The following is a 22,283-nucleotide window of genomic DNA, read 5'->3' on the forward strand; positions in this document are numbered from 1 at the left end:
GAAGTTATGAAGAGTTTCAATGACTTTGCGACTGCTCGGCATCCTAATTGATCCATGGGACGTAAGTATTCTTACATCCCCGCAATTAAATTGGTAAATCCGATTCGGCTGCTTTAAACCGCCGAGCGCCGCAAGTAGAACTGGAAGTTCCATAACGTTACTTCACCGATCGAAGATGCATTTCGGAAAAAACTTCCGTTTCAAAAAACACCCCTTAACGGCAGTAACGCACTAGCCGTTCACGGTATTATAAACTGCCAACGCGTCCGTGGTGGCTTTAACATCATGCACTCTCACAATCCCCGCCCCTTTACTCACGGCGAGCAACGCTGCCGCAACACTTGCATGAAGCCGGTCATCTACCCCGGTGCCCGTCATCTTTCCCAGCATGGATTTACGTGACAATCCAGCCATCACTGGGACGCCCAGATCGCAGAAGCGATCGAGATGGCGCAGCATCTGGATGTTCTGGGTCTGTGTTTTGCCGAAACCAAAACCTGGATCTATTATCAACCGTTCATGCGGAACGCCAGCCTCCAGAGCGGCGTGAAGGCGTTGCAATAAAAAATCCCTTACCTCAATCACGACGTCATGATACTGGGGATTGATCTGCATACTGCACGGCTCGCCTTGCATGTGCATGAGGCATGCCCCCACACCCCCGGCTGCTACGGCCTCAAGCGCACCTGGCGCCCGAAGCGCGTTGACATCGTTGATCATGGTCGCACCCGCGCTTATCGCGGCTCGCATCACTTCGGGCTTGGATGTATCGACGGAGACAGGATGCTTCATACCGACGAGGGCCTCCACTACCGGAATAACGCGGCGTATTTCCTCCTCCACGCTCACGGGCATGCTACCCGGACGGGTTGATTCACCGCCCACATCAAGCCAATCCGCCCCGTCTTCAACAAGTTGCGTGGCGTGCTGAAGCGCATGCTCGAACGAATTAAACAAACCGCCATCGGAAAACGAATCGGGCGTGACATTGACAATGCCCATCACGAGCGGGCGGCGGGGGACGCTAACGAATTGCTGCGCTGGCAACATGTGAATTTATACCCGGGATTGAGCTCGCTAATTAAAAAAGGCGGGGGAAACCCCCGCCTTTTTTATCTTTATCACCAAGTCGCAACACCGGATGGTCAGGCTTCCTGTGCTGGCGTGGGGGCAGCGGCTGGCGCCGCTGGCGGCGTATTATCCTTGGGAGGGGTCGATGTTGTTTTGGAAGGCTTCGGTGGCCGTGGCGCACGGCCTTCCATAATGTCACCGATCTGCTCGGAGTCTATGGTCTCCCATTCCAGCAGGGCTTTTGTCATGACTTCGATCTTATCCCGATTTTCCTCGATCAACCTGCGTGCCAGACTATATTGCCCATCAATGATACGGCGAATTTCGACATCCACCTTTTGCATGGTGGCTTCGCTTACATTCTTGTGTGTCGTCACTGAGCGACCCAAAAACACTTCGCCCTCGTTTTCACCATATACCATTGGGCCCAGCGAGTCGGACATACCCCACTGCGTGACCATCCGTCTTGCCATTTCCGTGGCGCGCTCGAAGTCGTTCGATGCGCCAGTGGTCATCTGCCCCATAAATATTTCCTCGGCGATTCGACCTCCGAAAAGAACGGCGATATTTTGCAAAATTTCCTCGCGATCCATGCTAAAGCGGTCTTCAGTTGGCAATTGCATCGTCACCCCAAGCGCGCGACCGCGCGGAATGATCGAGACCTTATGCACCGGGTCGGTCTTAGGCAACAGTTGGGCCACAACCGCGTGCCCGGATTCATGGTAAGCGGTGTTGCGTCGCTCGCGTTCGGGCATCAGGACCGACTTACGCTCTGCACCCATGAAAATCTTGTCCTTGGCACGTTCGAAGTCTTCCATGTCGACGAGGCGTTTATTGCTGCGCGCCGCGAACAACGCCGCCTCATTCACGAGGTTGGCAAGATCCGCACCTGACATGCCCGGTGTTCCCCTGGCAAGGATTTCGGCATGGACATCGGGCGCGATCGGCACCTTGCGCATATGGACATGCAGAATCTGCTCACGGCCCCGGATATCAGGTAGCGGGACGGTCACCTGACGGTCGAAACGACCGGGGCGCAGCAACGCGGGATCAAGCACGTCTGGCCGGTTCGTGGCCGCTATTACAATCACCCCAGCGGTTCCTTCGAAACCGTCCATTTCAACCAGCAACTGATTCAGCGTCTGTTCGCGTTCATCGTTGCCGCCACCTAGACCTGCGCCGCGTTGACGACCAACAGCGTCAATCTCGTCGATAAAAATTATGCAAGGGGCGTGTTTTTTGGCTTGCTCAAACATGTCACGCACGCGCGCGGCGCCGACGCCGACGAACATTTCCACAAAATCAGAACCGGAGATACTGAAGAACGGAACTTTGGCTTCGCCTGCGATAGCACGTGCGAGAAGCGTCTTCCCGGTACCGGGATTTCCCACCATTAATACTCCACGGGGGATGCGGCCACCCAATTTCTGGAATTTACTGGGATCACGGAGGAATTCGACCAACTCGGAAACCTCCTCTTTGGCTTCCTCGCAACCCGCCACATCAGCAAAGGTAACTTGATTGGTGGATTCGTCAAGCATGCGCGCCTTACTTTTTCCAAAGGAGAAAGCGCCACCGCTCCGTCCTCCTCCCTGCATTTGGCGCATGAAGAAAATCCAGACCCCGATCAGCAGCAGCATCGGAAACCAGGAGACGAAGATATTCATCAGCAATGACGGCTCTTCCTCCGGCTTGGCATCAATAATGACGCCTGCCTTGAGGAGATCGCTCACCATCCAAGGGTCGGAAGGCGTATATGTAACGAAGCGCCTGCCATCCGACTTGGTTCCCTTCAAGGTGCGGCCCTCGATGGTAACTTTGGCAATCCTGCCCTGCTTCACTTCGTCGATGAACTGTGAATATTCCATCGGCGCCTGTGCTGACTGCCGTGTACTGAACTGGTTGAACACAGTCATCAATACGAGGGCAATCACCAGCCAGATGGCCATGTTTTTAATGAGATTGTTCAAGTTAGCTCCTTGGCTTGCGCCGTCAAAATCCTTGAATGCTTCAATTCTAAACCCATTTGAAGATTTATAATAGCAATATGCCCGCTGCCCCCTTTGTGTTTTCCAACTCAGTCATTTTGTTTTCGGTGAGATTCCATCCCGCTTTCCCACTCCTAGTAAATAGAGTTCCGAACTGCGGTCGCGCGATGCTTCCGGTTTTCGTACTACCACCCGATCGAACGCCGCGCGCATGTTGCGTAAAAACTCCTCAAAACCAGATCCCTGAAACACTTTGACGAGAAAATTGCCGCCAGAGTTCAATCGCGTGATGCTGAATTGCAAGGCCAGCTCGGCTAAATAGATGCCTCGAGCCTGGTCAACCATTCCTATGCCGCTTATATTAGGGGACATATCAGAAATTACAAGGTCAACAGGACATTTTCCCAGACTTTCTTCCAATTGTGCCAAAACGGATGCTTCGGTGAAATCGCCTTGGATAAAGGTCACCCCGTTCAGCGGGGTCATTTCCGTTAGATCCACCGCAATCACTCTGCCGCGTTGCCCCAGCTTTTCCGTAGCAACTTGCGACCACCCCCCGGGGGCGGCCCCAAGGTCCACAACAGTCATGCCTGGCTCGAGCAAGCGATCCCGCTCCGCAATCTCGATCAGCTTATAGGCGGCACGTGAACGATAGCCCTCCTTTTTCGCCTGCTTGACAAAAAAATCGGTCACGTGCTCTCTCATCCAGGCTTTACTGGTTTTAGAGCGCTTCATCACGTAAAATGGGGTTTTTGGGAAATTTTATGTCAGAAGAACTTGCGCTTGCCCGCCGACCTGACCTGAAGGCCCGCGCTCACGCCCTGAAGCCGGTTGTCTGGATAGGCGCGGCAGGTTTATCGGAAAACGTAATTCATGAACTTGATCAGGGATTGAGAAGTCACGAACTGATCAAAGTAAAAGTATCGAACGATGAACGTCAAACGAGAACCGCCTGGCTGAATGAAATCTGCGATCGCCTTGGGGCGGCGCCAGTACAACACATCGGAAAGATTCTCGTAATCTACCGTCCCCAACCAGAAAAAACAATAGCGGCTGACCTCAGCCCTGTTCGCGAAGAGCGAAAATCGGGCGACACCAAGCGCCGTCGGCTCGCGCACAGCAAACGCCAGTGATCACACCGGCTTGGGATCCCGGTTGCGGAACTAAACATATTTCACATCCAGTATCTCATACTCGCGCACTCCGCCTGGCGCCAGAACCTCCGCCACATCGCCGGGATATTTGCCAATCAGTGCGCGAGACATGGGCGAACTGATCGAAATCTTTCCCTCCTTGATGTCCGCTTCGTCATCGCCAACAATCTGGTACGTGACGGTCGTCGCGCTGGCGAGGTCTTCGAGATCGATGGTCGCCCCGAAAACACAGGCACCGCCAGCGTCCAGTAATGCCGGATCAATAATCTGGGCGTTGGAAAGCTTGCTCTCCAACTCCGCGATACGCCCCTCTATAAAACCCTGACGCTCCTTGGCCGCGTCATATTCGGCATTTTCCGATAGATCACCGTGGGCACGGGCCTCGGCGATTGCTGCGATTACAGCCGGACGCTGCACGGTTTTCAGTTCGTGCAACTCAGCGCGCAGTTTTCCCGCGCCGATTACTGTTAATGGAATTGAGCCCATAGTCCTTTAGCGTTGTCCTTTTACGGTTCGTTTTCTAGTCGATGCGTTCTATCAGTTCGAAGGCTTATGACGCGTCTCTGCTAACCAAAACAGGATCGCCGTCGCCAACGCTACAACCTTCCCCCAGCGACTTTACCCTCAGCCATGAATGAAGTTTCTGCAAGCTGTAGGCTTCCAGCTCGCGCATATTCGCCATACCGATACAAGCAGCTCGCGCGCCCGCGAGCGTGGTGTAATACGTTGCCCTTGCCTGCAATACTGCATGACGTATCGAATACGAATCGTGAATCGCGCTCCGTTTATCTTCGACCGTATTTATGATCAAATCCATCTCGCCATTTTTGATCATGTCTACTATATGTGGACGACCTTCGGCCATCTTGTTTACCGGTGTAACGGTAAGCCCCGCCGCGTTCAGCACCGCGGCGGTCCCGCGCGTAGCATAGAGAGTAAATCCCAGTTGCGCAAGTTGGCGAGCGATCTCCACCGCCCGTGGTTTGTCAGCGTGGCGTACGCTTATAAAGACTTTGCCTGCGAGGGGCAGCTTTACGCCAGCGGCAAGTTGCGACTTGACGAATGCTTCTGCAAAAGTCTGCCCCACACCCATCACTTCGCCGGTGGATTTCATTTCCGGCCCAAGAATAGTGTCCACCCCGGGAAACTTGGTGAAAGGAAAGACGGCTTCCTTGACCGAATAATAGAAAGGAACAACTTCTTTGACAATACCTTGCTGGGCAAGCGTCATGCCTGTCATACAGCGGGCGGCTACTTTCGCCAGTTGCAACCCCGTCGCCTTGGACACGAAAGGCACGGTCCGCGACGCGCGCGGATTTACCTCCAGCACGTATACAGTATCGCCCTGGATAGCGAACTGCACATTCATCAATCCGACAACCTTAAGCGCGCGCGCCATTGCTGAAGTCTGGCGCCGCAACTCATCCTGCATATGCGACGACAAGCTGAATGGCGGCAGCGAGCACGCGGAATCGCCAGAATGTACGCCCGCCTGCTCAATGTGTTCCATGATGCCGCCTATCAGCACCATCTCGCCGTCGGAGACCGCATCCACATCCACTTCAACGGCGTCATTCAGAAAGTGATCGAGCAGAACCGGGGAGTCATGCGAAACCTTGACCGCCTCGCGCATATAACGTTCCAGATTTAGCTGCTCGTGGATAATCTCCATTGCTCTACCCCCCAATACGTAGCTGGGGCGTACCACCAACGGATACCCGATTTCATCGGCTGCCGCCAGGGCTGCACTTGCATCGCGCACGGTACGGTTTGGGGGTTGCTTCAATCCCAACCGGTGCAGCATTTTCTGAAAGCGCTCCCGATCCTCGGCGCAGTCGATCATGTCCGGGCTGGTGCCAATGATCGGCACCCCAGCTGCCTCCAGATCACGGGCGAGTTTCAGCGGCGTCTGGCCCCCGTATTGCACAATCACGCCCAAGGGCTTCTCTACTTCAACGATTTCGAGCACGTCCTCCAGCGTCAGCGGCTCGAAATAAAGCCGGTCGGAGGTGTCGTAATCGGTTGAAACAGTTTCCGGGTTGCAATTGACCATGATGGTTTCGAAGCCATCCTCGCGTAATGCCAGTGCTGCATGGACACAACAGTAGTCGAACTCTATACCTTGGCCGATGCGATTGGGTCCGCCGCCCAGCACCATTATTTTTTTTCTTTCACTCGGTAGCGCTTCGCACTCCTCCTCGTAGGTGGAGTACATATACGCTGTGCGAGTTGCAAACTCCGCCGCGCAAGTATCCACCCGCTTATATACTGGCCGCAGGTTGAATTGATGGCGTCGGGCGCGAACGGCCGCCTGCGTTGTAGTCATCAGCTTGGCCAGACGCCGGTCAGAGAAGCCGCTGCGCTTGAGCCTGCGTAGCTCGGGCGCGTCAAGCCCATTCAGCACCTTTCCGGCGAGAGACTGCTCCTGCCTGACCAGATCTCCAATCTGGGCAAGAAACCACCGATCGATGCGGGTATGCTGATGTATCTCGTCGAGCATCATCCCGCAACGAAACGCGTCCGCAACATACCAAATCCGATCTGGGCCGGGATCACTCAACTCGGCGGCTATGGTATCAATATCGCAAGTTTTTTCGTCCAACCCGTCGACACCGATTTCCAGTCCGCGGAGCGCTTTTTGCAGGGATTCCTGGAAGGTGCGTCCGATGGCCATCACCTCACCCACCGATTTCATCTGAGTGGTAAGGCGATCATTTGCCTGTGGGAACTTCTCAAAAGCGAAACGTGGAACTTTCGTTACGACATAATCTATGGTTGGTTCAAAGGATGCCGGCATCGCCCCGCCAGTGATGTCGTTTTTGAGTTCATCCAGCGTAAAGCCTACTGCGAGCTTTGCCGCGACCTTGGCGATGGGAAACCCGGTCGCTTTCGACGCCAGCGCCGAGGAGCGGGATACACGTGGATTCATTTCTATTACAAGCATTCGTCCGTCGTGGGGATTGATGGCGAACTGCACATTTGAACCGCCCGTTTCCACCCCGATTTCGCGCAATACCGCGATTGACGCATCGCGCATGATCTGATATTCCTTGTCCGTCAGCGTTTGCGCCGGCGCGACGGTGATGGAATCGCCCGTATGGACTCCCATGGGGTCGAGATTCTCGATAACACAGACGATAATGCAATTGTCTTTCTTGTCGCGTATTACCTCCGTCTCGAATTCCTTCCAGCCAATGACGGATTCCTCGATCAGCAACTCCCTGGTAGGCGAGACTTCCAGTCCGCGCTCGCATATTTCCAGAAATTCCTCCCGGTTATACGCGATACCGCCTCCGCTCCCGCCCATGGTGAATGAAGGACGAATGATAGCGGGATAGCCAACCATCGCCTGTACCTGCAGCGCCTCTTCCAGGCTATGGGCGATGGCAGAACGGGCAGAACCCAGTCCGATACGCGTCATGGCCTGCTTGAACTTCTCGCGATCCTCAGCCTTGTCGATTGCCTCACGCGAAGCGCCGATCAACTCGACATTGTATTTGTTAAGCACGCCATTCTTTGCCAGGTCAAGAGCGCAGTTCAACGCTGTCTGGCCGCCCATCGTCGGCAGCAACGCATCGGGACGCTCAATGGCTATGATTTTCTCCAGCATGGGCCAGATAATGGGTTCGATATAGGTGACATCGGCCATTTCGGGATCGGTCATGATGGTGGCAGGATTCGAATTAACCAGGACGATTCGATAACCTTCTTCCCGCAATGCCTTACATGCCTGCGCGCCGGAATAGTCAAACTCGCACGCCTGGCCGATGACGATAGGGCCAGCGCCAATGATGAGAATGGATTTGATATCGTTACGTTTAGGCATAGCTGCAGGGAGTTATTAGGCGTAAAAACGCGGTGACATCTTGAGACACCAGCGAAAGTAAGTCCGCTTGCTTGTTTGCACGTTAGAGGCTGTAAGGAATTAAAAGCAGTGGCAATACAGGTTCAGCCAACGCCCGGCCATGGCCAATAACGCCTTCGCCAGTCTTACGGATCACTTCACATTCTGAAGACATCCAGTACAAATCCTTGAGGCTGGCAAAACGATACAAGGCGGTACAACTTGTGTTGCGGGCGACGCGTCGCCATCATCTAAGCGCCGGCACACAGCAAGCTTCCCCGCGCCCGCTGCGCTTATAACTCCTCATCTAATTTTTCAGCGATTCGCTCCGACGTATGACTTACATAGAAGAGGCCCCGCTTCCGTTCCCCATATCTTCTCCCGTCCTTTTCCGCTCCATCAATCCGATAAATTTATCGAATAGATAGTCGAGATCGTGGGGTCCCGGACTGGCTTCGGGATGACCCTGAAAACAAAAGGCGGATTGACCGATCAGTTCAAACCCCTGCAAGCTACCGTCAAATAACGATAGATGGGTAATACGCGCATTCTTAGGCAAGGAACTGCTATCAACCGCAAAACCGTGATTTTGACTGGTGATGAATATCTTTCCGCTATCAACATCCTGCACAGGGTGATTCGCGCCGTGGTGACCGAATTTCATCTTTACGGTACGCGCACCACTGGCCAATCCCAGCAATTGATGTCCCATGCAAACGCCAAAAATCGGCAGGTCTTCTTCGAGCAACTTTCTGGTCGCCGTGATGGCGTAATCGCACGGCTCGGGATCACCCGGGCCGTTGGAAAGGAAGATGCCGTCGGGCTTCAATGCGATAATCTCATCGGCTGCTGTCTGCGCGGGGAAAACAGTGACCCTGCAATTACGCTGCACCAACTTCCGAAGCATATTGCGCTTGACACCAAAATCCAATGCAACGACATGAAAGCGAGGGTTCTCCTGAGTCTGGTATCCGTGCCCCAGTTTCCATTCGCCTTCATTCCATTCATAACGCTCGGCACAGCTCACCACTTTGGCGAGGTCCATTCCCACCAGGCCGGGAAATGCTTTTGCCTGTTTCAGCGCTTCCGCTTCGTCGGGCGACCCGGCCATAATACAGCCGGCTTGCGCTCCTTTTTCGCGCACAATACGAGTGAGCTTGCGGGTATCGATATCCGCAATTGCGACTACTCCGTGCTGTTTGAGATATTCCGGTAAGGTCTGGGTCTGGCGCCAGTTACTGGAGGCAGGTGGAAGACTTCGAATAACCAGTCCTGCCGCATGTACTCTATCGACGTTGCCGAATTCCACATCATCATCGTTTGTACCCGTATTTCCGATATGGGGATAGGTAAGGGTTATTATTTGGCGGCAATAAGACGGATCAGTGAGAATTTCCTGGTACCCGGTCATGGAGGTGTTAAAGACCACCTCCCCCGTACTGATGCCGTCGGCGCCAATGGATAAGCCACGAAAGACTGTGCCGTCAGCGAGCGCAAGAACGGCATGCGTGGGTTGTGGCACGGAAAGCTCCTGGGGGAATACAGACACGGATTGAAACGGGACAAGATGCCGTCTGTTCCGTTTTCGAAAACCGAAATTATACGTTCAAAAGCGTCCTACTTCAATAAAACCGGGCGATATAGCGACAAGGATCATGGACAGACCAGTTGACGGGAATCAGCTGAAATGACAAACAGGAAGGGAAAATGGATCCCGGCCTACTGAAGGATAGACCGGTGTGAACTTCTTAGCGCAACCCGAGCACGTCCTGCATATCGAACAGCCCATTCTGTTGGTCCGCCAGAAAACGAGCCGCCCGCAGAGCGCCTTCCGCGAACGTTGCACGGCTGCCAGCCTTGTGCGAGATCTCAATCCGCTCGCCCGTACCCGCAAACATCACAGTGTGCTCACCTACAATGTCACCGCCGCGCACAGTGGCAAAACCGATAGCGCCGGTGGGACGCTCACCCGTATGGCCCGCGCGTTCATAGACCGCGACCTTTCCAAGATCTCTACCAAGCGCCTTTGCCACCACCTCCCCCATCTTAAGTGCAGTACCGGACGGGGCATCTACCTTATGGCGATGGTGAGCTTCGATGATCTCAACATCATAACCCTCACTCAACACCCGGGCCGCCATTTCCAGCAGCTTGAGGGTCACATTCACCCCCACGCTCATGTTGGGAGCAAATACGATGGCGGCATCCTTTGATGCGGCCTCAAGTTCTTCTTTTTGCTCGGGCGAAAAGCCGGTGGTCCCAATGACCATTTTGACCCTGTTCGCTCGACAGGCGGCGAGATGCGCCAGCGTTCCTTCAGGACGGGTAAAATCGATCAGCACATCGCTTACGCGAAGCGCGGCAGCCAAATCATCAGTAATATGCACATTCCCTGGGGCGCCTATTAACTCACCCGCGTTTTTCTTAACGTAGGGGTTCCCCGCACGCTCCAACGCAGCAGTTAAACGCAGATCCTCCGCTCGCGCAATCGCTTCCAGCAATGCACGCCCCATTCGGCCGGAACTTCCGGCAACGGCGATATTCAATGTCTTCATCTGGGCTTAAATAACATCACTTTCAGGACGACGTCCCTACTCTTTTAGTTGGTCCGCTTCATTGGCGCCCCTGTCCGTCGCCTGTGATGGCGCCTGCCTGGGAACTCGTTTTTCCGGCGCCGGCGAAACTGAAGTATCGCTTCTCGGAGGAACGCCGTTCGAACTTGTAATACTGCCGGGGTCGGGACTTTTCTGAACTGGCGTTTCCGCTAAAACCGGAACCCCGCCTGCGTCCTTGCGCTCTTCTTTAACCAAGGGCGTCTCAGGCTCAATCGGCGCTGCGTGCTCGACTACAGGAGGCCGAATAAAAGCAGCTGAAGTTTTGAAACTGCCATCAATGCGTATCAGGTTGTCTTCGTCAAAAAACACGGTCAGGCGTCGCTGCTCAACCAGTCTACCTTCCTGTTCCAGGCGATACACGTAATCCCAGCGGTTGTTGTGAAATGCGTCGTTAATCATCGGCGAGCCCAGAGCAAAACGCACTTGTGACCTCGTCATTCCCGGCTTCAGTTTGTCGACCATTTCCTGGGTGATAACATTGCCCTGCTGGATTTCTATTTTATAGAGCAGGGATGGAACAGACGAACATCCGGCGAGCAATATCGCAACGACCAGCGTGAGTAGTATTGCGCGCATGCGGCAGCGTAGTGTTTCCAAAGCAAACCCAACGTTATATGATACAGCAAATAACCTATTGGATGACATCGCTATGAGCAAGCCAAACAATCTTAAAACCATGGGCTTGAAGGCCACGTTACCACGGCTCAGAATCCTGAGCTTGTTTGAGAGCAGCCCCGTCCGCCATCTCTCCGCAGAGGATGTTTATCGAACACTGATCAGTGAAGGCGAAGATATTGGTCTTGCCACTGTCTACAGGGTGCTCACCCAGTTCGAGCAGGCCGGATTGCTCGAGCGCCACCATTTTGAAGGCGGCAAAGCCGTGTTTGAGCTTTCCAGCAGCACGCATCATGACCACTTGGTGTGCTTGCAGTGCGGCAGGGTCGAAGAATTTTATGACGCCGAAATCGAGAAACGGCAAATAAAAATCGCCAAGGATCGGGGATTTGCCTTACACGAGCACTCGCTTTCGCTTTACGCGGACTGCATCAAGCCCGCGTGCCCGTATCGAAAAACGGAAGAAGGCACGGGTAGTGGGAAAAGTTGATTTTATACGCCGCGCCCGTATTTGACCGTGAGTCGTCAGCAGCAACTGACCCTGTTGAACGGGTAGATAGTCGATGTAGATCGCAGGATGGCGCTACGAAAATGCTGCACCATCATTGTACTGAACGTGCTGTTCTCGTCTAGTCGTGCGTCAGTTGATAAATCCCCCGCCCCGACTCTTCACCTGCTACCACACTCTTGTCATGTTCGAGCCAGGGATCTCTCATAAATCCTCCATCTGTCCTGTCGGGGGGACACAGTGGGATTAGGAACCGACGCCGCGACCGGGCAAGGGCCGGATGCGGGACACTTATTCGGCAACTCTCCTGTCAAGGGGTTGACCAATGATTGCCTAACCGCTACTGTTCAGTGTTTTACTTAATATTTTGCTGCACCCTACATTGGAAATGAAGAAAGCATGAGCACGGAATTAACGGGCGCTGAAATCACGGTGCGTTGTTTGCAGAAGGAAGGGATCGATTATATTTTCGGCTACCCAGGCGGCGCCGTGCTGTTTATTTATGACGAATTGTTCAAGCAGGACAAGGTCAAGCACGTCCTCGTGCGGCATGAGCAAGCGGCAGTGCACGCAGCGGACGGCTACGCCCGATCCAGTAACAAGGTTGGCGTGGCCTTGGTGACCTCGGGCCCTGGCGTCACTAATGCTGTTACTGGTATCGCTACCGCCTACATGGATTCCATCCCGCTCGTCATCATCAGCGGACAGGTGCCAACCCATGCCATCGGCTTGGATGCGTTTCAGGAGGTTGACACGGTGGGTATCACCCGCCCTTGCGTCAAACACAACTTTCTGGTGAAGAACATTGATGAGCTGGCAACCACCATCAAGAAAGCATTCTACATTGCGTCAACTGGACGCCCCGGGCCCGTGCTCGTGGATATCCCCAAGGATGTAAGTCAGCAGAAAGCAGCGTTTCTTTATCCGGACAGCGTCTCCATGCGCTCCTATAATCCCGTCACCCGCGGGCATGCGGGGCAGATAAGAAAAGCCGTACAACTGATACTCGAAGCGAAACGTCCGATGATGTACACGGGCGGGGGCGTCATCCTTAGCGATGCTGCGGGGAGGCTCACCGATCTCGTGCAGATGCTCGGCTTTCCCTGCACAAATACATTAATGGGTTTGGGCGGCTATCCCGCAACTGACAAGCAGTTTGTCGGAATGCTGGGAATGCATGGCACATACGAAGCCAATATGGCGATGCAACACTGCGACGTGCTCGTCGCCATCGGTGCCCGGTTCGATGATCGTGTCATCGGCAATCCGAAGCATTTCTTTAATGAAGATCGCAAGATCATTCACATCGACATCGATCCTTCGTCCATATCCAAGAGGGTCAAAGTCGATGTCCCGATCGTCGGTAACGTCTCGGACGTACTGGATGAATTGATAAAACAGCTCAAGGCGCACAAGGAAAAACCGGACCAGACGGCTCTTGACGCGTGGTGGACTCAGATCAATGCGTGGCGTGCCCGTGATTGCCTCAAATACGACCGTTCAGGTACAGTCACCAAGCCGCAATGGGTGATCGAAAAGCTCTATGAGGTGACAGGGGGCGATGCATTCATCACCTCCGATGTAGGTCAGCATCAGATGTGGGCGGCGCAGTTTTACAAGTTTGACCTGCCCCGCCGCTGGATCAATTCGGGGGGCCTGGGAACGATGGGATTCGGTCTGCCGGCAGCGATGGGCGTTCAGTTTGCGAATCCTGGTAACGTCGTCGCCTGTGTTACAGGTGAGGCCAGCATACAGATGTGCATACAAGAGCTGTCTACGTGCAAGCAGTACAATTTGCCACTCAAGATTATTAATTTGAATAACCGTTATATGGGCATGGTAAGACAGTGGCAGGAATTTTTTCACGGCAATCGTTATGCCGAATCGTATATGGATGCTCTTCCGAATTTCGTCAAGTTGGCCGAGAGTTATGGTCATGTAGGCATGAAAATTGAACACCCGCAAGATGTGGAAGGCGCCCTCAAGGAGGCATTCCAGCTCAAGGACAGGTTGGTATTCATGGATTTTATTACCGACCAGACGGAGAACGTCTTCCCCATGGTGCCGGGCGGGAAGGGTCTTTCTGAAATGATCCTGGTATAACAAATGCGCCATATCATTTCTTTGTTAATGGAAAACGAAGCGGGCGCATTGTCTCGTGTCGCGGGGCTCTTCTCTTCCCGCGGATATAATATTGAATCCCTTACCGTCGCAGCCACGGAAGATTCCACTTTGTCCCGCATGACGCTAGTTACCACCGGTTCAGATGATGTGATTGAGCAAATAACCAAGCAACTAAACAAGCTCATCGAGGTCGTCAAAGTGGTGGACTTAAGCGATGGGGATCACATTGAGCGCGAACTGATGCTGATAAAGGTGCGTGCCCTCGGCAAGGATCGTGAGGAAATCAAGCGGATGTCGGATATTTTTCGCGGCCGCATCATTGACGTTACCGATAAATCGTACACCATCGAACTGACCGGTACCGGCTCCAAGCTCGACGCATTTCTTCAGGCCGTCGAACGTAGCTCAATTCTGGAGACAGTACGCACCGGCGCCTCCGGCATAGGTCGTGGCGAGCGGATATTGAAGGTCTAGCAGGGGTCGTGCGCGCTGGGTAAAAACCCGCTCCCCAGCGCTTCTACTGTCGCTTTCTAATTCTTTTAAGCATAAGGAAACCATGAATATTTATTATGATAAGGACGCCGACTTGTCCCTCATCAGAGACAAGAAAGTCACTATTGTCGGTTATGGCTCGCAGGGACATGCTCACGCCAATAATTTGAACGACTCGGGTGTAACGGTTACTGTTGGGCTGCGCAAGGACGGAGCCTCGTGGAGCAAAGCGCAGGCTGCTGGCCTTAACGTCCAGGAAGTGGCAGAGGCCGTGAAAGGAGCTGACGTAATAATGGTGCTGCTCCCGGATGAGCAAATCGCCGCCGTTTATGCCTCTGAGATCGAGCCCAACCTGAAAAATGGTGCAACGTTGGCGTTTGCTCACGGCTTCAACGTGCATTATGGCCAAGTATCACCACGGGAGGATCTCGACGTCATCATGATAGCGCCAAAAGGGCCGGGGCATCTGGTGCGCTCAACCTATCTGCAAGGGGGTGGCGTACCTTCACTCATTGCCGTGCATCAGAATAAATCGGGCAAGGCGCGCGAGCTTGCGCTCTCCTATGCAGCAGCTAACGGCGGAACGCGCGGAGGCGTGATTGAAACTAACTTTCGCGAAGAAACCGAGACCGATCTGTTCGGCGAGCAGGTGGTCCTGTGCGGGGGTTTGACCGCTCTGATTCAGGCTGGCTTTGAAACATTAGTTGAGGCGGGGTACGCGCCCGAAATGGCCTATTTCGAATGTCTTCACGAGGTGAAACTGATTGTTGATCTGATCTATGAAGGCGGGATAGCAAACATGCGCTACTCTATTTCCAACAATGCGGAATATGGCGACATATCGCGCGGTCCGCGCATTGTTACCGAGGCCACTCGGGCAGAAATGCGCAAGATCCTGCACGAAATTCAGATAGGTGAGTATGCGCGCGAATTCATTCTGGAAAATCGGGCAGGTGCGCCGATGCTGAAAGCCAGTCGCCGCCTCGCCTCCGCTCATCAGGTTGAAACAGTTGGCGCCAAGCTGCGAGACATGATGCCCTGGATCAAAAAAAATAAGCTGGTCGATCAGGCGAAAAATTAAAAGAGGCAGGGGCGGCCCGACGCCAACCCGGCCGCCCGTCCCTGTCCGCTCCTCAAAGCCAGTCTCACCCGTATTACAGTCCCGCCTTCTTTTCCGACGGATTTTTTTGGCTTACTGCAAACGCCGGGCCAGTGCCTTGGTCCGGCGGCCGATTGATTTGCTGGGCGCTTTCTCCGAAGATAACACATACCCGAAGCGTGACCTATTCACTGGGTAACAGGCCCCATGCTCTTGGGCATGGATACAGGGACTGCTGTTTACCATCGACCGATAACCGGTTAACATCAACCGGTCTCCTCCGGGATTGCATGAACGATGCATGATCCTCATCCACGCCTCCTCAAATCCAATCTCCGCCGGCGCGGCATATATCTGCTGCCTAACTTGTTTACCACGGCCGCACTGTTCGCCGGATTCTATGCCATCGTGCAGGCGATGAACGGGCGTTTTGAACATTCCGCGGTTTCCATCTTCATCGCGATGGTGCTGGATGGATTGGACGGGAGGGTGGCTCGTCTGACACACACTCAGAGCGAATTCGGCGCGGAATACGATAGCCTGTCCGACATGGTTTCGTTTGGCGCGGCACCCGCGCTGGTGATATACGAATGGGCGTTGAAGGGCATGGGCAAGCTAGGGTGGATCGCGGCTTTCATTTATTGCGTCTGTGCCGCGCTGCGTCTCGCCCGCTTCAATACCAATATCGGCGTCGTGGACAAGCGCTTCTTTCAGGGCCTCCCGAGCCCGGCCGCCGCAGCACTCATTGCGGGCCTGGTGTGGGTTATGCTGGATTTTGAAATAGCCGGTACAGACATTCGTTGGCTTGCCTGGTGCATCACACTGTTCGCGGGTTTGACGATGGTGAGTAACATCCCCTATTACAGCGGCAAGGAAATCAATTTGCGTAAAAGTGTGCCCTTCATTACCGTTCTGCTGCTGGCGCTCTTTTTCTTTGTACTAATTCCAAGTCATCCACCCGTTGTGCTGTTCTGCCTTTTTTTCCTCTATGCGCTCTCCGGCTATTTCTTGCGGATGTGGCGATGGTTCAAGAAGAAAAGAACGACCAGCGAGAGCCAATAACGTATGGCGCGACCTTCTACCCAGACCCTGACAGAACGCCCTGAATGGCAAGCCCTCGCAGGCCATTTCCGGTCGGTCAAGAATCTGCATCTGCGTCAGCTCTTCGCCCAGGATCCGCAGCGTGGTGAGCGATTTGTCGCGGAAGCCGCCGGCATCTACCTCGACTACTCCAAGAACCGGATTACCAGCGAAACGCTCCGACTGCTGGTGCACCTTGCCGATGAATGCAATCTGCGGCACCGTATAAACGCGATGTTCGGAGGCGAACCGATCAATTCCACTGAGCAGCGTCCCGCTTTACATATTGCTTTGCGCGCGCCTCAGTCAGAGAGAATTGTTGTTGACGGCGTTAATGTCGTGCCGGAAGTACATAAGGTGCTCGACCGGATGACCGACTTCGCCGTTCGATTAAGGGACGGCCAGTGGCGCGGACATACGGGGCAGCGAATTCGCAATATCGTCAATATTGGCATCGGCGGCTCGGACCTCGGTCCGGTGATGGCATACGAAGCGCTTCGGCACTACGCGCTCCGCGATATGAACTTCCGCTTTGTGTCCAACGTGGATGGTACCGACTTCGAGGAGACCACACGGGCGCTCGCTCCTGAAGAAACGCTATTCATCATCTGTTCCAAGACATTCACCACTGCCGAAACATTGGCTAACGCGCATGCAGCTCGTCAATGGATGCTTGATAAGCTTAAAGATGACCAGGCCGTGCGCAAACACTTTGTGGCTGTCTCGACCAATGCGGAGGAAGTATCCAAATTCGGCATCGACACAGCCAATATGTTCGGGTTCTGGGATTGGGTAGGCGGACGCTACTCGCTCGACTCCGCGGTTGGCCTCTCTACCATGATTGCAATCGGGCCCGACAATTTTAGGGCCATGCTGGCAGGTTTTCACGCGATGGACCAGCACTTCCTAACTGCTCCGTTCGACCATAATTTGCCCGTGCTCATGGGATTGCTCGCGATCTGGTACAACAATTTCTTCGGCGCAGCGTCGGTTGCCGTGTTGCCCTATGAGCAGTACCTTAAGCGCTTCCCGGCTTATTTGCAGCAACTAACCATGGAAAGTAATGGCAAGCACGTTACGCTCAGCGGCGCTCGTGTTGGCTACGACACCTCACCCGTGATCTGGGGTGAGCCGGGTACGAATGGTCAACACTCGTTTTACCAACTGATTCATCAGGGTACACGGCTGATCCCGTGCGATTTTATCGGCTTTTGTCAAACTTTGAACCCTCTCGGAAATCATCATAACGTACTGATGGCAAACTTGTTTGCTCAAACCGAAGCGTTGGCTTTCGGAAAGACGGAGGATGAAGTGAAAGCTGAGGGAACGCCCGACTGGTTGTGCCCGCATCGAAGTTTCGAGGGTAACCGCCCAACAAATACAATTCTCGCCGAGCGCCTGACACCCCACAGTCTAGGGGCGATTGTCGCCCTTTACGAGCACAGCGTTTTCACGCAGGGAGCGATCTGGGATATTGACTCGTTTGATCAGTGGGGCGTAGAACTCGGAAAGGCACTGGCTTACCGCATTATCAAAGAGCTCGAGCATCCGGATGTAAATTCGCTGAAGCACGACAGTTCTACCAATACGTTACTGCGGCGCTATATCCAGTTCAAGAATACGTGAGCTGAACCAAGCGGTGAGCTTGAATCAGGACGCTTGTGGTTGAAAATCCCGCTGTTATAGCTATAACTACATAAACTATTCAAGTCGTTTGCCGGAAAGCCGAGGAGAATGCGTATCGAGGTTTAGCCTTTCGTAAGATATTTACTGCTTAAATAAGCACTGGGTTTGCTCTACCGGATCACTTCCATGAGAAATCAAACGCAATCTGATCGCATCTGTATCGCTACCCTTCGCAGTCTATCCATCGACGCTGTTGAGAAGGCGCGTTCCGGTCATCCCGGCACACCGATGGGCGCAGCCGGCACCGCATACTGCCTGTGGCAGTACTTTCTTCGCTATGATCCGGATGATCCCGAATGGCCGAACCGTGACCGCTTTGTGCTGTCGGCCGGCCATGCCTCGGCATTGCTCTACAGCCTGCTTTATCTCACAGAGGTAAGGGCCACGGGTCCTCATTACCAAGAGGCTGACAGGCAGGCGGTTACCCTTGATGATCTCAAAAGTTTCCGGCAAGCCGGCAGCCGTTGCACAGGTCATCCGGAATACGGCTGGACATCCGGCGTGGAAACCACGACGGGACCCCTGGGACAGGGCGCCGCAGTCAGCGTGGGGATGGCGATAGCCGGATGCTGGCTCGCAGCAACATACAACCGCCCCGGTTTCGACCTGTTTGACCACAACGTTTATTCGCTGTGTAGCGATGGCGACGTAATGGAGGGAATCAGCAGTGAAGCCGCCTCGCTCGCAGGGCACCTCCAGCTGTCCAATTTGTGCTGGGTCTATGACGATAACCGCATCACGATCGAGGGATCGACCCAGCTGACCTTTACCGAGGATGTGGCCGCGCGGTTCACCGGGTATGGATGGAATGTGGCGCGCGTCAGCGATGCCAACGATCTGACGCAACTGACGCGCGCGTACGAGACGTTTCGCGCCACACGTGATCGGCCAACGCTCATTATCGTGCGCAGCCATATCGGCTATGGCTCTCCCCACAAGCAAGATACACGCGAAGCGCATGGCGAACCGTTAGGCCCTGAAGAGGCGCGGCTGGCCAAGGAATTTTACGGTTGCGACCCCGATAAGCAGTTTCACGTTCCGGACGGCGTGAGGGAACATTTCAGAGCGTATTTCGGGAACCGCGGCCGGGCGGCCCATGCCGCCTGGAACCAATTATTCACGGCCTATCGTTTGCAATACAGGGACCAGGCCGCCGAGATCGAGTGCATGCAAGCGCGTGGTATGCCGCAACATTGGGATAGGGATTTGCACCCGTTTCCGCCAGATGTGAAGGGACTTGCAACGCGTGAATCATCCGGCAAGGTATTGAACGCCATTGCCCAACACGTAACGTGGCTGCTTGGCGGCGCGGCAGACCTTGCGCCCTCGACCAAAACCGAACTGAAGGGCGCATTTTACGGCGACTTTCAGGCCCCAGTGACCCCTGATAATCCGGAGCGCAGTTATCGCGGCCGCAATCTGCATTTCGGGTTGCGCGAACATGCTATGTGCGCCATTGCTAACGGGATGAGCTTGTCGAAACTTCGCCCCTACGCCGCCAGTTTTCTTGTGTTTACGGACTACTGCCGCGCCGCGCTCAGACTTAGCGCCATGATGGAAATTCCAATCATCTATATATGGACCCATGATTCGATCAGTCTGGGGGAGGATGGGCCAACGCACCAGCCGGTCGCGCACCTGGCGTCCTTGCGCGCCTCGCCCGGCATGCTTGTATTGCGGCCAGCGGACGCGAACGAGGTGGTTGAAGCATGGCGCATGATCATGCGACAAAAGGAACGCCCAGTCTGCCTGATATTGACACGCCAAGCCGTACCAACGCTCGACCGCAGCAAGTACGCGCCCGCGAGTGGCGTATCCCGGGGCGCATATGTCCTGGCCGATACGCCCCACGGAAAACCGGATGTTCTGCTGCTGGGTACCGGCAGCGAAGTTTCACTTTGTGTCACCGCGTATGAACAGCTGCAGTCGGAAGGAATCAATGCGCGGGTAATCAGCATGCCTTCCTGGGAGTTGTTTGAACACCAGAGCCAGGAATACCGCGACAGCGTTCTGCCACCCGATATTCTCGCCCGGGTGGCGGTCGAAGAAGCGTCGATCTTCGGTTGGGAACGCTATGCTGGAAACTCCGGAACGATCCTGGGCATGCGCTGCTTCGGCTTGTCCGCACCCGGGGCAATTGTCGCTGATCATTTCGGATTTACCCCCGAACGCGTCGTTGCGGCGGCGAAGGAACAAATCGTCAGGCACGCCGCGAGATAGTTTATGGATATTACTCAAGCGCATGCACTCGCAATATCCTTCCGCTGCGCCCACTCAACACATTATGGAAACTGACGATGCCGATCAGCCCTCTTGCGGGACAACCCGCTCCTGCATCCATCCTGCTGAATGTTCCGCGGGCTGTGACCGCCTATTACACGCTAACCCCCGACGCATCCGAACCAACGCAAAGGGTCAGCTTTGGCACTTCCGGTCACCGTGGCTCCGCAACCGAACACAGCTTTAATGAATGGCACGTCCTCGCCATCACCCAGGCCGTTTGCGAATACCGCGTAAGACAAAACATTGACGGGCCGTTATTTCTAGGGATTGACACGCACGCGCTTTCGGAGCCGGCATATGCCAGCGCCCTTGAAGTGCTAGCCGCCAATGGCGTCGACGTCATGGTCGCGAAAAATGGAGAGTACACCCCCACCCCCGCCGTCTCTCACGCCATAATAAGCTTGAACCGCAGCCAGAAGCACGGGCTAGCCGATGGCATAGTCATTACACCCTCGCATAACCCGCCCGACAGCGGAGGCTACAAATACAATCCGCCGCACGGAGGCCCTGCTGGCACAGATGTGACGGGATGGATCGAATCGCGATCCAACGAGCTTCTCAAGAACAAGCTTGTAGGCGTGAAAAGAATCTCTTTCGAAAATGCATCGCGTGCGTCAACAACTCACCAGTACGACTTTCTCAACAATTACGTGAATGATCTATCCAACGTAGTCGACATGGATGTGATCCGGGACGTAAACATTCGAGTAGGAGTGGATCCGCTGGGCGGCGCCGGAGTGCATTATTGGGCGGCGATAGCAGAGCGCTACGGACTGAACCTCGTCGTGGAAAACGAAGCGATTGATCCGACGTTCCGCTTCATGACTATTGACTGGGACGGCAAGATTCGCATGGACCCGTCCTCACCCTATGCGATGCAAGGTTTGATTGAGTTGAAGGACCGTTTTGATATTGCGTTTGCCTGCGATACGGATCACGACAGGCATGGCATCGTGACCCCGAGCTCAGGCCTGTTACCGGCTGATCATTATCTTTCTGTAGCTGTACACTACCTCTTTCAGCACCGTCCGGAATGGGATGCACAAGTTGCAGTAGGCAAGACGGTGGTCAGCAGCAGCATGATCGACCGGGTAACCGCCAAGCTCAGACGCAGTCTCTACGAAACACCGGTTGGCTTCAAATGGTTTGTGGCCGGACTGGGCGCCGGTTCGCTCGGTTTTTGCGGAGAAGAAAGCGCTGGAGCCTCGTTTCTTCGCCGTGACGGGAGCGTCTGGACGACTGACAAGGATGGGATCACCGCGGGATTGTTATCGGCCGAAATCACTGCCCGCACGGGTCGCGATCCCGGGGAGATATACCAGGAACTCGAGCGCGAGTTCGGAAAAACCGTTTTTGCGCGCGTGGATGCGGCGGCAACCCCAGCGGAAAAAGAAATTCTGTCCAGATTATCACCGGCGCAAATAAAGGGAACCGAACTGGCGGGTGAAAAGATTGAGAACGTGCTGACGCACGCGCCCGGGAACGGCACTCCCATTGGAGGCGTGAAGGTAATCGCCAAAAAGGGGTGGTTTGCAGCTCGTCCCTCCGGCACTGAGAATATTTATAAGATCTATGCCGAAAGTTATCTGGGAACGGATCATCTGCACCGGATTCTTCAGGAAGCCCAGGCAATCGTTGGCGATGCGCTCGCCACTTTTGCCGAACGCGAACTCTCCTGACGTACGGGTATTTCCTGCCGATCTGTACTGGTTCAGGTAGCGATC

17 protein-coding genes are annotated in these 22,283 nt (G+C 54.5%); 9 read left to right on the plus strand and 8 right to left on the minus strand.

From position 1 onward, the window contains the following. Positions 1-231: 231 nt before the first annotated feature. From folP to R5L00_RS05280, 3 genes are all read right to left on the minus strand, one after another. Positions 232-1,050: a dihydropteroate synthase gene (gene folP / locus R5L00_RS05270; RefSeq protein WP_317653668.1), complete on the minus strand. Its 819-nt coding sequence runs from the start codon at positions 1,048-1,050 to the stop codon at positions 232-234. A 95-nt stretch (positions 1,051-1,145) separates the two neighbouring features. Further along, positions 1,146-3,041 (minus strand): ATP-dependent zinc metalloprotease FtsH, encoded by a 1,896-nt coding sequence (gene ftsH / locus R5L00_RS05275; RefSeq protein WP_107693733.1) that lies wholly within the window; start codon positions 3,039-3,041, stop codon positions 1,146-1,148. 111 nt (positions 3,042-3,152) lie between these two features. Then, positions 3,153-3,794 carry an RlmE family RNA methyltransferase gene (locus R5L00_RS05280; RefSeq protein ID WP_107693732.1) on the minus strand — a complete coding sequence of 214 codons (642 nt, stop codon included), beginning with the start codon at positions 3,792-3,794 and terminating at the stop codon, positions 3,153-3,155. Between the two features lie 29 nt (positions 3,795-3,823). Here R5L00_RS05280 and yhbY point away from each other — a divergent pair, with 29 nt between their 5' ends. Next, positions 3,824-4,192: a ribosome assembly RNA-binding protein YhbY gene (gene yhbY, locus R5L00_RS05285; protein WP_107693731.1), complete on the plus strand. Its 369-nt coding sequence runs from the start codon at positions 3,824-3,826 to the stop codon at positions 4,190-4,192. Positions 4,193-4,222: 30 nt separating this feature from the next. On the opposite strand, the gene greA is transcribed toward yhbY, so the two are convergent. From greA to R5L00_RS05310, 5 genes are all read right to left on the minus strand, one after another. Then, a complete protein-coding gene (gene greA / locus R5L00_RS05290; RefSeq protein ID WP_107693730.1) occupies positions 4,223-4,699 on the minus strand; it encodes a transcription elongation factor GreA in 477 nt (158 codons plus the stop codon). Positions 4,700-4,763: 64 nt separating this feature from the next. Then, complete coding sequence (gene carB, locus R5L00_RS05295) at positions 4,764-8,039, minus strand: carbamoyl-phosphate synthase large subunit (protein ID WP_258192646.1); 3,276 nt, start codon at positions 8,037-8,039, stop codon at positions 4,764-4,766. Positions 8,040-8,397: 358 nt separating this feature from the next. Further along, positions 8,398-9,579: a glutamine-hydrolyzing carbamoyl-phosphate synthase small subunit gene (gene carA / locus R5L00_RS05300; protein WP_317653670.1), complete on the minus strand. Its 1,182-nt coding sequence runs from the start codon at positions 9,577-9,579 to the stop codon at positions 8,398-8,400. A gap of 226 nt (positions 9,580-9,805) precedes the next feature. After that, positions 9,806-10,612: a 4-hydroxy-tetrahydrodipicolinate reductase gene (gene dapB / locus R5L00_RS05305; RefSeq protein ID WP_317653672.1), complete on the minus strand. Its 807-nt coding sequence runs from the start codon at positions 10,610-10,612 to the stop codon at positions 9,806-9,808. Positions 10,613-10,648: 36 nt separating this feature from the next. Then, positions 10,649-11,248 carry an outer membrane protein assembly factor BamE gene (locus R5L00_RS05310; protein ID WP_107693727.1) on the minus strand — a complete coding sequence of 200 codons (600 nt, stop codon included), beginning with the start codon at positions 11,246-11,248 and terminating at the stop codon, positions 10,649-10,651. Between the two features lie 73 nt (positions 11,249-11,321). Here R5L00_RS05310 and fur point away from each other — a divergent pair, with 73 nt between their 5' ends. The 8 genes from fur (at position 11,322) to pgm (ending at position 22,238) form a co-directional block, all read left to right on the plus strand. Next, the gene (fur, locus tag R5L00_RS05315) at positions 11,322-11,777 is read left to right on the plus strand and encodes a ferric iron uptake transcriptional regulator (RefSeq protein WP_317653673.1); all 456 of its coding nucleotides are present in this window, start codon (positions 11,322-11,324) and stop codon (positions 11,775-11,777) included. A gap of 417 nt (positions 11,778-12,194) precedes the next feature. Next, entirely contained in the window at positions 12,195-13,898 is a 1,704-nt protein-coding gene (locus R5L00_RS05320) for an acetolactate synthase 3 catalytic subunit (RefSeq protein ID WP_317653674.1), read from the plus strand. A gap of 3 nt (positions 13,899-13,901) precedes the next feature. Continuing rightward, entirely contained in the window at positions 13,902-14,393 is a 492-nt protein-coding gene (gene ilvN, locus R5L00_RS05325) for an acetolactate synthase small subunit (protein ID WP_317653675.1), read from the plus strand. Positions 14,394-14,475: 82 nt separating this feature from the next. Further along, positions 14,476-15,492, plus strand: coding sequence for a ketol-acid reductoisomerase (gene ilvC, locus R5L00_RS05330; RefSeq protein WP_107693724.1), 1,017 nt, complete (start codon positions 14,476-14,478; stop codon positions 15,490-15,492). 315 nt (positions 15,493-15,807) lie between these two features. Continuing rightward, positions 15,808-16,572 carry a CDP-diacylglycerol--serine O-phosphatidyltransferase gene (pssA, locus tag R5L00_RS05335; RefSeq protein WP_317653676.1) on the plus strand — a complete coding sequence of 255 codons (765 nt, stop codon included), beginning with the start codon at positions 15,808-15,810 and terminating at the stop codon, positions 16,570-16,572. 3 nt (positions 16,573-16,575) lie between these two features. After that, positions 16,576-18,216, plus strand: coding sequence for a glucose-6-phosphate isomerase (pgi, locus tag R5L00_RS05340; protein ID WP_317653677.1), 1,641 nt, complete (start codon positions 16,576-16,578; stop codon positions 18,214-18,216). 186 nt (positions 18,217-18,402) lie between these two features. After that, on the plus strand, positions 18,403-20,496 hold the full coding sequence (gene tkt, locus R5L00_RS05345) for a transketolase (protein WP_317653678.1): 2,094 nt from the start codon (positions 18,403-18,405) through the stop codon (positions 20,494-20,496). A gap of 77 nt (positions 20,497-20,573) precedes the next feature. After that, complete coding sequence (gene pgm / locus R5L00_RS05350; protein ID WP_317653679.1) at positions 20,574-22,238, plus strand: phosphoglucomutase (alpha-D-glucose-1,6-bisphosphate-dependent); 1,665 nt, start codon at positions 20,574-20,576, stop codon at positions 22,236-22,238. The last annotated feature ends 45 nt before the right edge of the window (positions 22,239-22,283 follow it).

Source organism: Nitrosospira sp. Is2, from assembly GCF_033095785.1.
GTDB lineage: Bacteria > Pseudomonadota > Gammaproteobacteria > Burkholderiales > Nitrosomonadaceae > Nitrosospira.

Excerpts from the sequence above, each read along its gene's own strand:
- folP (WP_317653668.1), bottom strand. The coding sequence starts at position 1,050 with ATGTTGCCAGCGCAGCAATTCGTTAGCGTCCCCCGCCGCCCGCTCGTG.
- R5L00_RS05280 (WP_107693732.1), bottom strand. The coding sequence starts at position 3,794 with ATGAAGCGCTCTAAAACCAGTAAAGCCTGGATGAGAGAGCACGTGACC.
- yhbY (WP_107693731.1), top strand. The coding sequence starts at position 3,824 with ATGTCAGAAGAACTTGCGCTTGCCCGCCGACCTGACCTGAAGGCCCGC.
- greA (WP_107693730.1), bottom strand. The coding sequence starts at position 4,699 with ATGGGCTCAATTCCATTAACAGTAATCGGCGCGGGAAAACTGCGCGCT.
- carB (WP_258192646.1), bottom strand. The coding sequence starts at position 8,039 with ATGCCTAAACGTAACGATATCAAATCCATTCTCATCATTGGCGCTGGC.
- dapB (WP_317653672.1), bottom strand. The coding sequence starts at position 10,612 with ATGAAGACATTGAATATCGCCGTTGCCGGAAGTTCCGGCCGAATGGGG.
- R5L00_RS05310 (WP_107693727.1), bottom strand. The coding sequence starts at position 11,248 with ATGCGCGCAATACTACTCACGCTGGTCGTTGCGATATTGCTCGCCGGA.
- fur (WP_317653673.1), top strand. The coding sequence starts at position 11,322 with ATGAGCAAGCCAAACAATCTTAAAACCATGGGCTTGAAGGCCACGTTA.
- R5L00_RS05320 (WP_317653674.1), top strand. The coding sequence starts at position 12,195 with ATGAGCACGGAATTAACGGGCGCTGAAATCACGGTGCGTTGTTTGCAG.
- ilvN (WP_317653675.1), top strand. The coding sequence starts at position 13,902 with ATGCGCCATATCATTTCTTTGTTAATGGAAAACGAAGCGGGCGCATTG.
- ilvC (WP_107693724.1), top strand. The coding sequence starts at position 14,476 with ATGAATATTTATTATGATAAGGACGCCGACTTGTCCCTCATCAGAGAC.
- pssA (WP_317653676.1), top strand. The coding sequence starts at position 15,808 with ATGCATGATCCTCATCCACGCCTCCTCAAATCCAATCTCCGCCGGCGC.
- pgi (WP_317653677.1), top strand. The coding sequence starts at position 16,576 with ATGGCGCGACCTTCTACCCAGACCCTGACAGAACGCCCTGAATGGCAA.
- tkt (WP_317653678.1), top strand. The coding sequence starts at position 18,403 with ATGAGAAATCAAACGCAATCTGATCGCATCTGTATCGCTACCCTTCGC.
- pgm (WP_317653679.1), top strand. The coding sequence starts at position 20,574 with ATGCCGATCAGCCCTCTTGCGGGACAACCCGCTCCTGCATCCATCCTG.